Here is a 16020-nt window from a genome sequence, read left to right as displayed (position 1 = left end):
TCATGGCCAAGTAGTTGCCCTAACTCGAGCGACTCGGCGCTGAGGGGCTCAGCCTGCCCCACGCGATAGCGCTGAGCGAGATAGGTGATGTCCCTCAACAGACGCTATGAGGCTGTGGCTAGAGAGCTTAGGGGAAGCTACGCGAGAACACCTATAGACAGTTGGAGAAGGACACCCGAACCGGCAAGGCTGGCTCCGGGTTTATGTACTGGATCCTGTCCACTTAAGATCTCGCCAAAGCTATTATCGAGGCTGCTAGGAGATTACAGCAGACTACACCATAATAGGAACTTAGGTTTTCAGATTCTCGTGACGGGATCTGGTTAGCTACCTATTGCCAGGTGGTATGGCTGAGGAGGCGATACATATTGCTGATCACCCGGTAATGGTTATTGGGCCAGCGAAGGCATATTGTGGCACTCTACGATCCACTAAAAGGCCCAAATACTTGTTGCACAACCTTCTACCCCGCCTAGAAATGGTTACCAGCTACGCGTTCACGATAGCAGAGCACTCAAGTACCGAGGTCGTATTGCTACACATGCTTGAGGAAGGCGAGATAGCCGCATAGTTACCGGCAAGCTCTTCGAGATAGTGAAACAGTTCGAAGAGGAAGACCCAAAGGCATGTCCCTCTCATAGTGCTAGGCTACCCCACAGAGACTATGCTTCAAGAGGCAGACGAGGATAGTCGCCAGCATTACAGCCCTCGGCTCCAACATGGGTAAAGGCCTGCCTGGAACAACAATAGACACCATGGTGCGGCGCTCAAACCCATGTAATGGTCTGCCACTAACACTCACCACCGCACGCTGAAAACCAAGCATAAACGTGGAGGCCAATTGCCAAAGCCAACAGGGCGAGACCAGCCACCACAGCTAGAATCCTAGCCCAACGCACAGGCAACCCTACACACCAGTCTATTAGCCACAAACAACTAAGGACAATAAAATAAACAACAGCCAGCACCAAGCGGAGAACCGGGCAAAACATGCGATAAGAGCCGGGAACACAGCATTGATGGGTAAATGGCTACACAGAGCCGCTAGACATCCTTGAGTAGTCCTATGGATCAACTTCCAGGCCAAACCTACTGGGCGGGGTTTAGCGAGCTCGAGAGAGGCAAATGAATCTATTAACTTGCCGACTACGCTATAAAAGATGATGACGACTACTTCTAGATCCTAAGCCACGGCGACGGAGCGTTGAACATTGCAGAACACTGTATCGGTGCCGCCGGGATAGAGCACGCCATGACCTCCCACCCGCTGTCGCCAAGACCGTCGTGGTGAAAAGTTCATGACCCGATTAATGACGATGTACCATTAGCCGTAGTGGTCCTACGCGAGGGGTACTAGCTAAGCACTGAACCGAGGAATAGATTCAGGAAGAACGGCCCACTAGGTGCCCAGCCCTATAGCTGTACCGTAGAGAGCATTATTAGTGAAGAAGCTACCGAGGATCAAGAGCGACAAGATAATGAGAAGATTGGTAGAAGCTGTTATTGCAAGCGCACCCCTGGGCGACATCAGTACGTTAGAGGACGAGGCTAGCATGTGGTAGGTAAAGAGGACCTGGACAGAACTACTTGAAGGTCTTGGAGAGCTTGGGAGCATATTCTAAGTGTTCGATTACACCCTAGAACTAGGCCTCTTTTATCTTCACGTGTACATGCCACCTCTCCTCCTGTGATTGTTTTGGACAGTATTTTATGCGGGCAAACCCTACCCTGGGGCTCCTGGCTGTAGTGGCTGGCGGTGTGTAGGGTTTGGAGCGGCTCTACGCCGAGCCTGCATGGAGGATTACCAGCCTACTAGTCTCCGGCGATGTGTCTGTCGAGGATTATGTTGGCTCTATCTACGAGAGGATTGAAAAGCTCGAGGATAAGATTAACGCGTACATTACTCTTAGGCCTCGGGAGCTGGTAGAGGCTGAAGCTAGGAAGGCTGTGGAGAAGGCTCGGCGGGGGGAGAAGCTTCCCCTAGCTGGTGTGCTGGTTGCTGTCAAGGATAACATCCATGTTGAGGGCTTACCCGTGACATGCGGTTCAAGAATGCTGGAGAAGTATGTGGCACCCTACGACGCTACTGTCGTCTCCAGGCTGCGTGCTGCTGGCGCAGTAATCATCGGCAAGACTAACATGGATGAGTTTGCGATGGGGTCTACTGGCGAGAACAGCGCCTATGGGGCAACAAGGAACCCGTGGAGCCTGGATCGTGTGCCTGGTGGGAGCAGCAGCGGGACGGCCGCTGCGCTCGCTGCTGGCATGGCGACGCTGGGTCTTGGCAGCGACACGGGCGGCAGCATAAGGATGCCATGCGCATGGACAGGGCTCTACGGTGTTAAGCCGACCTACGGGCTCGTATCCCGCTACGGACTCGTGGCCTACGCTGATAGCCTAGAGCAGATAGGCCCCATGGCCCGTAACGTTAGGGATTTGGCTTTGCTACTGGAGACGATAGCAGGGTTTGACCCGAGGGACTCTACGAGCCTGCCAGTCGAGAAGGTTGAGCTACTGGGGGCGGTTGAGAAGGGCTACGGTGAGGGGCTACGGGGGCTAAGGGTTGGAGTCGTGGAGGAGTTCCTAGAGCATGAAGGTGTTGACGAGTCTGTGAAGAAACTTGTTGAGAGGGCTGCCGAGCTGCTGGGCGAGGCCGAAGCTGTTGTTGAGCCCGTGAGACTTGGAAGAGAGGTGCTAGAGTACAGCCTCCCCGCATACTACGTGGTAGCAATGGCTGAAGCAAGCAGCAACCTTGCAAGATACGACGGGGTACGTTACGGACCTAAGGAGCCTCCAGAGCCGTGGGAGAGCTGGAACCAATACTACTCGAGGATACGCGGCAAGTACTTTGGCAGGGAGGTCAAGCTCCGCATAATGCTTGGCGCATGGATGCTTAGCAGCGGCTACAAGGACCAATACTATGTCCGCGCACTCAAACTACGGGCACTGGTGCGCAGGAGACTACTACAGCTCCTCCAGGCACATGACCTACTCCTAGCACCAGCCGTCGTTACACCGCCCCCTAGGCTCGGCGAGGTAGTGGAGGATCCTGCAAAGATGTATGCGTTAGACCTTGCAACAGTTACCGCAAACCTAGCTGGCATACCGGCTGGCACAGCACCTGTTGGCTACGTGGATGGGGTGCCGCTAGGGGTACAGCTCATGGCTCGGCCCCTCGCCGAACAAACACTCATCCAGGGCCTCGCAGCCCTCGAGAGGCTATCCGGGCTCCATAACCTTGTAGCCGAGCCTGCCACCTAGCAGGGCCAAGAGCCCGCCTAGGCATTTTACACCGAAAAACTCTGATATAGGGGGCACAGCGTGGGAATATGGGCCCGAGAGCCCAAACAGGCCCCGGCACGGTGCCCAAGCCTTGGCCGAGGAGAGGATTACGGGTAGAGGGGGGTATGGAGCTGTAAACCCCTCCGAGCTGCTCGAAGCCCTCAGACTAGGATTTGACGATATGGAAGCATACGCCTACATGGCTGGAGGCGATGTGGTCCTACGCGTCGAGTATGAACTCCTGGTTCTCAGGGTGCCACGCCATCTCCTCTACTGGGATCTAACCGCCTATCTTAGGAGACTCGGCTCTGAAGTTGCACAATGCGGACACACCATATACTTCACCTACAATGCGTACGGGCTAAGGATAGTATACCAGGCCCGCATAATCCACATCCACCGCGGGAATGCTTATCTCGCAGTAGCACCACGCCACGTAGGCAAAATGCCAAGATGTGGCCAGGAGCTAGAGTAGCTTGGAAGCACTTGACTAGAAGAAGAACATGATATGCGCCATTTTCAGGATGCTGCTAGTGGACTGGTGATGGCTCAGTGAGTGCAAGGGCTCCCCACCCACCTTGCTATGGATGTCGGAAGGCTCAGGCGGTCATCACAGCCAGGTAGTTTACACCTAGAGCCTAGCTTGACGGTTATAGTTTGTATCTGGCTGTTCGTCCAGGTTTAACACTGATAGGTTATCATGGGAGATAAAACATCTCCTTAGTCTACTCCACATACTTGGGCGTATTTAGCGCCTATTATGGCTAAATATTCTTCTACGTCATAGTTATGTCACAACTATATATCACTGCTTACCCCATAACCTATGATGAAGGAGACCTAGATTCTGTACACACTGTATAGCCCTGGTACGCTCTACGTGTTGGTCAAGAGCCTAGTCTTGTCTCAGTTGAAGCCAGGGGTGCCACTGTAACAGATGTGATTGGAGATAAGTAAGAATACTAATGCTACTATGCCTGATAGGCTTGTGCTCGTATTCCGTGGGAGAGTTGGGCCTGTGGTAGCCTGGTTCTAGGGAAACTCGTAGAGCCCACCGAGGGCTTGTGGAGAACTCGCACCTGCACCGATAGGCCTCTATATCACAGCAAATACTTTAGCCATGTCCTATCGGCATACCGAGCTGTGGATAACCTAAGGCTATGTACACGCATACCGCTGTTTTACCCCCTGCATCCCTATCCCCATCCCTCGCCACAAGGAGACCTGCCAGGAAGCAGATTAGATGCTACACCGTACACTGCGGCGGAGGGGAGCTGTATTGCCGCGTGTTAGGCTTAACATACTCGGCAACGGTGTTAGAGAGGTTGAAGTCGCCGAAGGTGCCAGGGTTGCTGACGTGCTTCGCGAAGCAGGGCTTCTCTCTACAGAGTACGTGGTTGTTAAAGGGGGAAGAGTTGTAGCTGAGGATGAGCCTGTAGCTGATGGAGACGAGCTGATACTGTACCCGGTGGTGTCGGGTGGCTAGGTGCGCTATCTGCGGGAGGCCCGCGATCTATGTGTCCCGTGCTTCCGGGATGGCTTTCTGCGAGAAGCACTTCCTAGAGTACTTTGACAGGAAGGTCCGGAGGACCCTCCGGCGCTACAAGCTGTTTGGCCCCGAGGAGAAGATTGTTGTTGCAGTGTCGGGCGGCAAGGATTCTATGTCGTTGCTCCACTATCTGCTCCGCCTCTCAAAGCGTGTGCCTGGCTGGAGGGTTGCAGCACTCCTAGTTGACGAGGGTATCCGCGGATACCGCGAGTACACAATTGAGCGGTTCCTACGGTTCGTGGAGGAGCACGGCGTTGAGTATAGGATTGCACGGTTCCGGGACGAGTTTGGCTACACCCTGGATGAGATAGTTAAGATTGGCAAGGAGCGGGGGCTTCCATATCTTCCATGCACGTACTGTGGCGTGTTCCGCCGCTATCTTATGAACAAGACTGCAAGAGAGATGGGTGCTACCGTTGTAGCTACAGCACACAATCTCGACGACTTAGTGCAAACCTACCTGATGAACGTGTTTAACAACGACTGGGACAAAATTGCGAGGCTCGGCCCAATCTCGGGGCCGGGTACGCATCCCAGGTTTGTCCGGAAGGTTAAGCCATTCTACGAAGTACTTGAGAAGGAAACAACTATCTACGCTGTAATCAACGGGCTTTACACGGGCTTCGAGGAGTGTCCATATGCGAGGCTAAGTGTACGCTGGTATATCCGGAGAATGTTAAACGAGCTTGAGGAGAGATCACCTGGTGTAAAGTACTCGCTGCTTCGCAGCCTCCAGACCGCCATAAGGATCCTTGAGGAGGCTGGAAGGGTTAAGACAGGGGATGAGGAGGAGGGACCCTACACATGCGCCATTTGTGGCGAGCCCTCGGCCCACCCGATATGCCGTGCCTGCCAGCTACGCTTAGAGCTCGGGATTCTGAAGCTTAGTGAGGAAAGACTGAGAAGCCTACCCGAGGCAGCTAGGCGCATGGCTCTAGAAGCTATGAACCGTTGGAGCCGCTAGTTCCGGAGACCTTGCCCGTAACTGTTCTTTCAAGTTACCGCCTTAACCCTGGACGCCCACCACGTTGGTAAAAAGATGTAGCCGCCATGTCTTTTGGCGACGTGTTTACAGCTACTAGACAAGGTAGAGCATTGACTTCAACGCTTCTATTATTTCTCTAACCTTTCTCCTCTTCTCTTCTCTCACCCTCTTCCTCTCCATGAAGCCTTTCTGTAGCTCCTCCGGGACCACGGGCTTGACGGGTGGAGGGCTCGGCCTACCGTCTGGCCCTACTGAAACGAGTACAGTGTACAGCTTAGCTACGGTAGCGCTTCTTTCAGCAACAGGATCATCTGCGACTACTTTCACTAGCACCTCGATGCTTGTTCTTCCTACACCGGTTACGCCCGCCTCAAGGCGCAGTATGTTACCTACACGGGCTGGAGACGCGAATACCGCCGCGTCAAAGCTGGCTGTAACCACAGGGGCCCTGGCCGCCTTTATCGCTGCTATTGCCGCTATTTGGTCGATAGTGTAGAAGAGCTTGGAGGCGTCAAGCACGTTGTGTAGAGAGAAGGTCGAGTCTGGGCCTACGATCTGATACGACTCTATGTGGTAGGGAACTGTCAACCTTGAAGTATCTGATGCTATCTTATGCCTCTCTTCTACCAGGGCTCGCCTCTCCTCGAGCCAAGCTCTATGTATCTCAGTCAGTGCTTCAGCCTCAAGACTACAAGGCCTAACCTCGACTCCATGCTCGCGGGGCCTTACGTTCTCGTCGACGGCAACGTATGTTTGTATGCTGAGGCTTACCGGGCGTTCCTCGCCGCCGCCTACCGGCTCGGCTGTTGCATAGGTAAGCACGTCTAGTGTATGTCTAGTGGAGCCTATGACCCACGAGTATACGTTTAGATTTTCTCCGAGTCGGCCCGGGCTGAGAATGAAGAGGTAGTCTATTGCGCCAAGAACGACATAGCCTCTCGACGCCTTCATGGCAGCCATACTGCCCGACTCGAGAATCCACCATGCCAGTCTGCCACCGTGAAGCGTACCGTATCGGTTTGTGTACCTAGGGTAGATTGGACGTAGGAGTGTTGCTCTAGTAGCCTCCAGACACAAGGTAGACCCTTGCGGCATAGTGGCCACCCACTACACGTGCTAGCGATCAAACATATTCTATTCCAAATGGGGTGCAACCCCTTGCCTTGGGACGTCTTGCCAGTATGTTACGACTAGCATATAATATTCGCCCTAGGACATATACGATTGTGTACAATTAACCGGTTTATAACAGTTCCGTGTAGGGATGTAATTCCACCATGTATAAACACTCAGAGCCATGCACTGGGAAACCATGTCTAGAGACCTGGATGCCTAGACTAGGCTTTTGGAACAAGAACTGTTGCCTAGATGTAAATCATCCACGCAGATAAGCGAAGCACGTAGTAACTCCACGGCTTTAGGTCTCTACTATGCATGTCACCCTAGGCTGAGGGGGTGTGATCCATGTCTCCGGGAGCGGCGTGTGATAGATGTTGCAATCTTCCACGGCTAATGGACAATAATGTTGCATCAAGATTGCTGCGTGGAAAACGTAAGCTCTTACTTGTTGGCCGCTGCTTGGAGGTAGAAAAACCCTGGGTTCTTGAAAGGTTTCCCGATGACGAGTATGCAAAGCTCACGGTTTGCCTCGAGGAGACCCATGTCAACATGGCTGGCTTCAAACTCGCTGGGATACTGGCTAGGGTGCCTTTCGAGGAAGTTGCCGTGGTCACAACTGACGGCAGTATGCATTGTGTACAGTTACACTTTATGGTGGAAGAAGTGTTTAAGGTGATGAAGCTTGGGATTCGCCGTCGCCACTTCGTTGTTGTTGGCTCTGAACTCGTCGAGGTACCTGCCGAGGCTGTAAGGACTGCACGCTACCTCTCAAAGATCGCGAAACTGATCGAGAAGAGGAAAGTCTGACTTGACGACGTCGTCTACCAAGTCTCGTTCTTGGCACCTCCTCGCTAAGCCTCATTGCTAGCTGGCTTGTGGCCTCTTTCTCTGGGACAAGGACAACAAGTGCACGCAACAGTTCTGGAATGTTATGTATTAGCTCACGCGCTATCCTTATCGATTCATAGTATGCCTCGCCAAGACTTATTGATGATGGCGCCTCTAGCCAGAGTTCCACCTCGCTAAATGTACCGTAGCTTTCCAGCTTTAGCCTTCTAATCCTACGGTACCGTGTAACCTTATGCAGTAACGCTCTAACCTTTGCCTCCATGTCGCGGTGAACGCTCTTTGGCACAAGGCCTAGGAGATGCATTGCTGCCTCTCTAGCTATACCATAAAGACCCATGAGCACATAGACGCTCATTACTAGTGCTGCAACAGTCTCATATAGTGCCGAGTTTAGCAGGTTTGCAGCTATTATTGCTACGCCGCCACCCAGCTCAAATACTACGTCTAGCTTTAGCTTCTCAGCAATCATCCTAACGCTTACAAGTTTAATGCGCATACCACGCAGTATCCTTGACAGCCTGTGCTCGAGTATGAAGCTCATGATACCGCTGCCCAAAGGGTATACCGACACTATTATTGGTGAAGGCTCCCTGTGCTCTGCTGTTACAGCCTTATACATGATTGTTGACGTGACAAACATAGCAACTACACTCGTTATCAGCGCAGCAAGTGCTTCAAGCCTCAACAGCTCGTATCGTGCACGATACGTAACTGTTTTCGATGCAGCTATCTTGAAGGCTAGGGCAAGACTACCAAATGATAAAGCCTCTATAAGCCATACAAAGGCCTCCATCAGAATTACTTCCGACGGCACATAGAAGACATACATTACAAGGCCTAGTAGGGACAAGATTAGCGATATGGTAGCCACTACGAGTACTCCGCGAATAGCCCTACGTGCTCTCAGAATTTTTCTTACTGCAAGCCTCCTAACCATTCCACATTGCACCCTTCATGCCTACCGCAGCGATACTGTCGACATAGTACTACTCGATGAATGCTCAGAGAGGCTTGACCGGATGGCTGGGGGAATAGTGCAAGGGGATAATATAGTTGGGTAACTGGTAAGAGCAATGAGTTGTTATCCTTCAATCTTCCTAACTTTCGCCTCGAGTATACCTTCATCAGTTATTACGAACTTAACCCAGCCAAACATTACTGGAACACCCTTAGCCTTCTTGATTAGTAGTTCGCGAACAGCCACACCAGCCTCAAGGGCTTCTTCATGGTAGCGTATAATTATGTACACGTCAGCCATATGCTCTAGTGTGGCAGCTATCTCGGCATATAGCTGGGTTGGCGTATGGAACGTTGCCACTGTCGTTATCCCCCTCTTCTTTGCAAGGCTAACCCTGAGCATGTTCAAGAAGTCGTATAGCATTGAGGGCTCGTACCGGAAGGCGAAAGAGTTCAGGCTGTCTAGAATCACCAGCCCCGAGTCCCTTATCCCATTGTTATCTGCAAGTCTTGCTAGTATGGATGAAACACCATGTATGTCTAGGCTGCTAATTTTCTCGGCTACATACTCCTCCGTTTCAAGCCCATAACGTGAAGCATATGCATCCACAAGTATTAGCTTGCCCTCACGGGCATAACGTCTTGCCTCGATACCACGGGACTCCATGCTGGAGACAATGCTTTCAGGATCATCGTCGAGGCACACGTATATCACTTTCTCGCCACGCTGTAGGAAACTGCCTGCCATGAGCTGGGTGATTAACGACTTCCCAGTACCGCTATCCCCAACCATTATGACGAGGCTGCGACGAGGAATCCCCCGAGGGAGAAGCTTATCAAGTATTGGAACTCCAAACTTTACATTCGGTTCTCCCACACTTTACACCACTAGTATGTATAGGTCCGAGGCCTAATACGTAGTCTTGGAGGGATTGCAGTTTGAAATGGCGTATAGACTATCGTCCTGCTTATGCTGTGCTAAAGGTAGAGCTTGAACCCGGTGAGGAAGTCTGGAGCGAGCCTGGTGCATTGATGCTTCTCCGAGGCGATGTTGAGGTTAGAACTCAGAGTGGAGGCATTACCTCGGGTTTATTGCGCAAGCTGGCAGGCAGTGAAAGCTTCTTCCTTAACAGATACCGCGCCAGGAGTAGAGCGGAGGTATGGTTTGCACCGAGCTTGCCGGGAGATATTGACACGATAGAGGTTAATGGTGAATGGGTGATACAGGATGCGAGTTACCTTGCACACTATGGTGACCTAAAGGTTACAGCATCGTTTCGGGGGCTCCGTGGCCTTATAGCTGAAGGTGAGCTGTTCTGGCTCAAGGTTGAGGGGCATGGAATTGTATGGGTTAACAGTTATGGTGGTATTGAGAGGGTTGAGGTCGGTCCTGGAGAGAGGTTAGTAATCGACAACTACCACTTCGTAGCTATGCCAGCCGATACAAGGTATACTGTGAGAAAGTTTGGTGGACTCAAAACCTTCCTCTTCGGCGGCGAGGGCTTCGTCATAGAGGTTACTGGGCCCGCAACGGTCTACGTGCAAACGAGGATACTGCCGCCGTTCGCCAGGCTTCTAGCTAGGTTCCTGCCTAAGAGCTAACAGGAGGCGTATGCTTCCAGAGCGATATGGGTGACGGCTCTACCCGTCCCGGCTTGTTTTCACCCCTTCTAAGCCTCTCAAGCGCCCGCCGCGAAGGCTCAGCATCAAAGGCTATTGTTGTATGTATTGCCGCCAACCCCCTCCACTCTCCGAACCTCTCAGTTAGCGCTTTCGCAGCCTCCCGCTCCGAAACCTTGTACGCCTCGGCTGCAAGCCTGCGAAGCCACCGGTCTAGCAGAAGACTGCTATAGTTGCGGCATGCAAGCAGCTCTACCAGCGACACTGTATAGTTGCCAACGCCCAATACGCTACGGGCCTCCTCTAGGTTGCCGCACTCTAGCTCCCATGCTCGCGCACTTACCAGGTTCAACACCGTCCTAGCTCGGTAGCCTAGGCCGGATGAGCGTAGCACTTCGAAGCTTAGGTTCTGAGGGCTTGGAGTTTCAAGGTAGACACGACCGTTAGGGAGGACGAGGCGCCTGGATGCGTTGAGGTGTAGCCTGTACAGCATGTTCCAGCCTTGCCGGAAGCTGACATTCTGCTGGCAGACTGCTACGAGAAAGCCATACCAGATGCTTGTCTGTCGCAGCCGGAGCCCTCTCATAGACTCCGCCAGCCCGCCAACGAGGGGGTCGCCACGCGCTAGCCTCCAGTACTCAGCCAGGTCCTCGTTAACGCCCAGCATACCCGCAATATTGTTGATAGCCATCTCCCAGCAACGCGTGCCGGGCTCTGAGAACACTCTCACGGAGAGAACAGCGTCTGACCAGGATACCTCGGCTACGCTGCCCCTACACAGCTCTATGTAGCCCCTATCCTCACCCCAGTACATCCAGCCAAAACTATAGGTCCTCATGGTGTCCCTTGGACTATAGCTGTCCGGATCATAACGCAGCTCGAGACTATAAACTGGCCCCTCTAGACGCACAGCCCCAGTCAAGGCACTCCATACCTACAGCTTGCTGTCACATATGGTGTGCTGGTGAGGAAATATATCGGTTTACCTTGCTGATGTTTCGGCTAAGAGGCTACCACCTGCAGAGAATGCCTTGTAGGGTAGCACGCATCATGCCCAGCACCAGCGTCTTGACAGCCATAGTGCTGGGGCTTGCGCCTGGCTTCGAGCCGCGCTATACGTTGCTACTACTCGCAGCTATGCTTGGCACAGCGCCAGCCATAGCTATTGCTGTTGTTGAGGTCGTCATGCTCTCCCTCGCACTCTCGCTCCTGGTTGAAAAGCTAGAGGTGTTGCTCGAGAGAATGGGGCCACGCATGCCAGCTGCATGGTTGATCCTCGAGAGGGCTAGAAGGCTCGCAGAGAAGCATAGGGGGCTCGTAGAGCGCTACGGCGCGCTTGGGCTGGCAGCCTTTGTCGCTATACCCCTACCATTCACGGGAATGTACACTGGCTCGCTTGTAGCGCTAATACTGGGGTTTACGAGGAAAGAGAGGCTGGTATCCCTACTCGCTGGTGGCCTGGCCTCGCTAGTGTTAGTATCGACACCTCTCATCGCCGCTGAGAATCTGCTGTGAGGAGGGACCAGCACCATGGAGCCCTTGCGCTCGGTACGGGTGAGAGGTGAGGGACTGAAGCTGCTCTTGACCCGGGGCGTATTAATGGTCTACCGTAAATGGGTTGAAGCTCCACATGGGCTTGAGCCCGGCGAGCTGGTGGTCGTCGAGTCTCCAAGGGGAGAGACTGTTGGCTGCGCACTATACGATACTGTTGGCCCCGTAGCGCTGCGCGTCATAGAGCTTGGCGGCTGCAGCTACAGTAGCCCACGAGAGGCCGTTAGGACTCTTATCTCTAGGGCTTTCGAGGCGCGGCGCCGCCTAGGCCTAGCTGGGCCCGAGGCTGGGTACAGACTCGTGCACAGCGACGGCGACTACCTCCCCGGACTCATCGTAGACGTCTACAGCGACGTAGCGGTGGTACAGTCTAGCAGCATAGTCTGGGATATTCACATGGACGCGGTTGTTGAAGCCGTCGTGGAGGTCACTGGTGTGAATACGGTCTACGAGAAGAGCGTGCAGAGAACCCGGAAGGATATAGGCCTCAAGCCGCGTGAGGGGCTGCGCTACGGAACGAAGACTCGCACCGTGATACGGGAGGGGGATGCAAGGTTCTACGTGGACGTCCGTCTTGGACAGAAGACCGGGTTCTTCCTGGACCAAAGGCTGAACCGGATAGACTTCGGCAGACTTGCTCACGGCACCGTTCTGGACCTCTTCAGCTACACTGGTGGCTTCGGAATACACGCTCTCGTAGCTGGCGCGGAGAGGGCTGTCTTCGTCGAGGAGGACGAGAAGGCTATAGAGCTGCTAAAGCTAAACCTAGAGCTTAACAAGGTAGCAGACGCTGCGGAGATCATTGCTGATAACGTGTGGGCCGTACTGAAGAAACTGAAGGATACAAGATTCACCTCCATAGCAGTCGATCCGCCAGCATTCATACCGGACCCCAAGGACTGGGAGAAGGGGGTAAAGGCATACCGTAGGCTCTATACTGCCTCCATAAACCTTGTAGAGAGGGGCGGTGTAGTACTGCTTAGCAGCTGTAGCACACACCTCTCCCGCAGCGACTTCGCAAGCATTGTTGCCGAGAGCTTTGCAAGAGCCGGGCGCAGCTACACACCGGTAGGGGGTATCCGCGGAATGCCACCAGACCACCCTGTAAGGCCTTCAGCGCCACACCTAGACTACCTCAAGGCGTTAATGGCCTTTGTCTACTAGGCTTCTCGTTATTAGGTATTATCGCTATAGGCTATATTGTGGAGAGCCCCCTTGGCTCTACCACTAGCGCGGATGGGCGAGGAGGTAGGTATAGTACTTAGTGGAGCCAGCGTAGCATTCGCGCCAATAGCACTGCGCAGGGATCGTGAGCTTGAGGTACGCGAGGAGGACCTGGTAGTCATCTATGACCACAGACTAGAAGACTACTATATGCTCGGTGTGGTTAGGTGGATAACCCGGTATGAGCCCTTCCTCCGGAGGAGCATCCACAACATCTACATAGAGCATCCCGACGCATTGAGCATTGAGACCGTTATGCCTTTCACCAACGCATACGTGGAAATCTACGGCGCCATATGCCTAAACGGTAAGCTGTGCAGTTCTGGCCAGGGCTTCCAGAGCAATATCTATGCGCCCACGCCGGGTAGCAGGGTGTTTAGGCTTACTAACGCGGAGCCCCTCACAGAGTTTCTCACTGTTAGCAGCCCAGTGTTCGTGGGCAGGCACAAGTATAGCGGGTGGAGACTCCCCCTTGACACCGCCTGGATAAACTACCACGTAGGTGTCTTCGGAGCTACTGGTACGGGCAAGAGCCGGCTTGTAGCCAAGCTAATCCAGGAACTAATTAGTGCAGGCTATAAACTCATAATCTTCGACCACAGCGGTGTGGACTATGTGCCTCTAGCCAAGAAGCTCGGGATACCAGTGATAAGCGCTAGTAGCGTGAGGATAGAGCCCCAGATACTAGCATCAATAGTCACAAGGATGATGGGGAGCCTACAGAGCACCCAGAGGGATGCCGTGGAAGTCGCGGCTATGTGCTATGCAGCCTCAGCCTATGGCTACAACAGCTCTGGACAGGGCAGAGGAGCCGCCATCGCGTCAGAGTGTCAGCAGCTCACAACCGGGTCAGTATACCGGCAGAAAAGACTAACACAGCCTAGCAGCCAAGCTGGCAGCAATGCTAGCGGGTTCGACGAGTTCCTAGGCATACTCGGTGTTGTAGGCCAAGCCTTTAACCTCAAGACGCCAACGCTAGCCAAGCTAAGGCTACTAGCCCGGTTCTCCTTGCCGCCAGAGCTCTTCGACAGTCTCAAGACGAGGGGTTATGAGCCTCGGGATATCGTTGAGAAGGCGTTGTCGTCTGGCGCGGTGGTCCTCGATGCAAGTGATGAGAGGGATATTGAGGTTAAGAGGGGCATACTAGCCTCAATAGCATCTGCAGTGTGGGAGATCATCTCTGAGCGGCGGGAGCCGATAAACCTCGGCCTGGTCGTGGATGAGGCTCAGAACTACGCGTGCGAACACTGTGGAGCTTCCAGCTACGCGTTGGAGACCATAGCGAGGGAGGGGAGGAAGTGGAGGTTCTTCATAATCGTTGCTAGCCAGAGAATAACGAGAGATATCAAGACGAGTATCCGGAGCAATCTCGGCACGGTATTCTTCTCGAAGCTCCAGGCTACGGGCGACCTGCAGGAGCTAGCAGGCTACCTGGATCTTGGCAAGGTTACGGAGGCTAGCCTTGCAATGCTGGGTAGGAGAGAGTTCTACGTGGCCGGCCTCATGAATCCGCTGCGGCGCCCAATGCTGCTACGAGTTGACGAGGTACAGATTTAGCCTACTGTAAACCTGCGCCTCGGCTCGTAGATGTATCTTTTCTCCGGGTTAGTATGGCCTAGCAGCATTACCGCTCCCGGACCAACCACATCAAGCACCTGAGCTATATGGCCTATAACCTTCCTTCTCACCAGCTCGAGAACCCTAGCTTCTAGCCTAATGTACTCGTCTACAAGGTCTATAGGGTATGGCAGCCCTGTCCCGGGGTTTGTAAGCTTGTTCAGCATTGAAAGTATCCTCTCTAACCCATAACCTCCAAAGTCTAGCACCTCGACTCTTACGGCTTGGTGGCTAGGTGTCCTGGTGTGGGGCTTGTAGAAGGCTACGACTATGTTGCTGCAGTCGGGGCAGTTGCTAAGGTTTACAGACACTATGCTCCTATACTTCTTCGGGTCTACCCCCTTCTCGCGGGCAATTATCTCAGCGTACCTGGGTAGGATGTCGCCAAACCTGCCCACGACAGCGTATTCGCCGTAGTCTAGGACTAGGCTCATAACAGCCTTATCGTTTAATGGTAGCCTACGCCCAGTATAGACTGCTAGTAGCTTAGAGTAGCTCCTCTTGACAACGCCTACAAGGGTTATGCGGTGCTCCCTAGCCTTCTCCAGCAGCTTCTGCATTATAGTCGATAGCCTTGATAATATGCGGCTCTTCCCTATTGACTCGGGACTCTTAAAGAGGAGTGCGTATGGTACAAGCTCGCCGTCGAACAGTATTATCTTCGCATCCGCGTCACCGTTCTCAATGGCCTTTAGTAGCTTCATGGCCAGCTTCTTCTCGTAGAGCTTAGCGTGGTAGGGGATAGTTTTCAATGCCTCCTCAGTATCTACAAGCCTTACACTTGCAAAGGATTGCCGCGGCAGTATTCTGCCCTGGAGCCTGCCAAAGCTAACGTAGCCTGCTACTATTGCAACCAGCCTACCCCCAATAAGCTCCATGCCACCGTCGATGGGGAATGTCGAATCTATTGCTAGGCCTGGTAGGGGCTCCTCATAGCCTAGCTGGCCGCGTATAACAACCGACTCTATTTTCTCCCAGAGCCTCTCACCGCTCCCTCCACTAGGCTCGCGAAACTCCATTAGCCTCTTTATTATCTCCTCCGCGATGTCTCTGCTCTTCTCTAGGAGGCTACGTATCGCCGGGGTAAACTCTAGCTCCTCTTCCTCCTCAGCCAAGTGTGGTACTGGAGGCTCGGCTGTGGGTTCACGTGGTACGGGAGGCTCCCACGCCAATAGCTACACACTCCCCCTAACCCTAAGCCCACGAATATTATCCGTATTGTATCACCTTGTATACCTGCCGTGTTATCAGTGGCTGGGTGCTGCCC

At 53.4% G+C, this 16020-nt stretch carries 14 protein-coding genes and 1 pseudogene; 10 read left to right on the top strand and 5 right to left on the bottom strand.

From position 1 onward, the window contains the following. Positions 1 to 346: 346 nt before the first annotated feature. The 5 genes from HBUT_RS03080 (at position 347) to HBUT_RS03060 (ending at position 5795) form a co-directional block, all read left to right on the top strand. The gene (locus tag HBUT_RS03080; protein WP_153801367.1) at positions 347 to 571 is read left to right on the top strand and encodes a hypothetical protein; all 225 of its coding nucleotides are present in this window, start codon (positions 347 to 349) and stop codon (positions 569 to 571) included. A gap of 1196 nt (positions 572 to 1767) precedes the next feature. After that, positions 1768 to 3261 (top strand): Asp-tRNA(Asn)/Glu-tRNA(Gln) amidotransferase subunit GatA, encoded by a 1494-nt coding sequence (gene gatA, locus HBUT_RS03075; protein ID WP_228546756.1) that lies wholly within the window; start codon positions 1768 to 1770, stop codon positions 3259 to 3261. A gap of 112 nt (positions 3262 to 3373) precedes the next feature. Next, complete coding sequence (locus HBUT_RS03070) at positions 3374 to 3757, top strand: hypothetical protein (protein ID WP_011821771.1); 384 nt, start codon at positions 3374 to 3376, stop codon at positions 3755 to 3757. Between the two features lie 804 nt (positions 3758 to 4561). Further along, positions 4562 to 4768 (top strand): MoaD/ThiS family protein, encoded by a 207-nt coding sequence (locus HBUT_RS03065; RefSeq protein WP_011821770.1) that lies wholly within the window; start codon positions 4562 to 4564, stop codon positions 4766 to 4768. Beyond that, positions 4761 to 5795, top strand: coding sequence for a TIGR00269 family protein (locus HBUT_RS03060; RefSeq protein WP_110138735.1), 1035 nt, complete (start codon positions 4761 to 4763; stop codon positions 5793 to 5795). The genes HBUT_RS03065 and HBUT_RS03060 overlap by 8 nt, the downstream gene beginning before the upstream one ends. Before the next feature lie 114 nt (positions 5796 to 5909). Here HBUT_RS03060 and HBUT_RS03055 read toward each other — a convergent pair whose 3' ends face one another. Then, positions 5910 to 6911, bottom strand: coding sequence for an acyl-CoA thioesterase (locus HBUT_RS03055; RefSeq protein WP_083756287.1), 1002 nt, complete (start codon positions 6909 to 6911; stop codon positions 5910 to 5912). 369 nt (positions 6912 to 7280) lie between these two features. On the opposite strand from HBUT_RS03055, the gene HBUT_RS09325 reads away from it, so the two are divergent. Beyond that, complete coding sequence (locus HBUT_RS09325; RefSeq protein ID WP_011821767.1) at positions 7281 to 7742, top strand: hypothetical protein; 462 nt, start codon at positions 7281 to 7283, stop codon at positions 7740 to 7742. A 346-nt stretch (positions 7743 to 8088) separates the two neighbouring features. Here HBUT_RS09325 and HBUT_RS03050 read toward each other — a convergent pair. Both HBUT_RS03050 and HBUT_RS03045 read right to left on the bottom strand, forming a co-directional pair. After that, positions 8089 to 8721: pseudogene (locus tag HBUT_RS03050) on the bottom strand (cation efflux transmembrane domain-containing protein); the annotation flags it as partial. 144 nt (positions 8722 to 8865) lie between these two features. Beyond that, entirely contained in the window at positions 8866 to 9618 is a 753-nt protein-coding gene (locus tag HBUT_RS03045; protein WP_011821765.1) for an RAD55 family ATPase, read from the bottom strand. 62 nt (positions 9619 to 9680) lie between these two features. Here HBUT_RS03045 and HBUT_RS03040 point away from each other — a divergent pair, with 62 nt between their 5' ends. Continuing rightward, entirely contained in the window at positions 9681 to 10343 is a 663-nt protein-coding gene (locus tag HBUT_RS03040; protein ID WP_011821764.1) for a TIGR00266 family protein, read from the top strand. Here HBUT_RS03040 and HBUT_RS03035 read toward each other — a convergent pair. Continuing rightward, the gene (locus HBUT_RS03035; RefSeq protein WP_011821763.1) at positions 10333 to 11283 is read right to left on the bottom strand and encodes a DNA glycosylase family protein; all 951 of its coding nucleotides are present in this window, start codon (positions 11281 to 11283) and stop codon (positions 10333 to 10335) included. The genes HBUT_RS03040 and HBUT_RS03035 overlap by 11 nt on opposite strands. Positions 11284 to 11411: 128 nt before the next feature. Between HBUT_RS03035 and HBUT_RS08845 the strand changes: the two genes are divergently transcribed. Genes HBUT_RS08845 through HBUT_RS03020 form a run of 3 tightly spaced genes read left to right on the top strand, consistent with a single transcriptional unit; the run spans position 11412 to position 14693 of the window. After that, on the top strand, positions 11412 to 11876 hold the full coding sequence (locus HBUT_RS08845; protein ID WP_011821762.1) for a small multi-drug export protein: 465 nt from the start codon (positions 11412 to 11414) through the stop codon (positions 11874 to 11876). A 15-nt stretch (positions 11877 to 11891) separates the two neighbouring features. Then, positions 11892 to 13076, top strand: coding sequence for a class I SAM-dependent rRNA methyltransferase (locus HBUT_RS03025; RefSeq protein ID WP_083756286.1), 1185 nt, complete (start codon positions 11892 to 11894; stop codon positions 13074 to 13076). Positions 13077 to 13127: 51 nt separating this feature from the next. Further along, on the top strand, positions 13128 to 14693 hold the full coding sequence (locus HBUT_RS03020; protein WP_011821760.1) for an ATP-binding protein: 1566 nt from the start codon (positions 13128 to 13130) through the stop codon (positions 14691 to 14693). On the opposite strand, the gene HBUT_RS03015 is transcribed toward HBUT_RS03020, so the two are convergent. Then, the gene (locus HBUT_RS03015; RefSeq protein WP_011821759.1) at positions 14690 to 15925 is read right to left on the bottom strand and encodes a DNA double-strand break repair nuclease NurA; all 1236 of its coding nucleotides are present in this window, start codon (positions 15923 to 15925) and stop codon (positions 14690 to 14692) included. The two genes, HBUT_RS03020 and HBUT_RS03015, sit on opposite strands and share 4 nt — an antisense overlap. Positions 15926 to 16020: the final 95 nt, after the last annotated feature.

Origin of the sequence: Hyperthermus butylicus DSM 5456, assembly GCF_000015145.1 — an archaeon.
GTDB classification, from domain to species: Archaea; Thermoproteota; Thermoprotei_A; order Sulfolobales; family Pyrodictiaceae; genus Hyperthermus; species Hyperthermus butylicus.
This window is presented reverse-complemented; position numbering and strand designations above follow the sequence as displayed.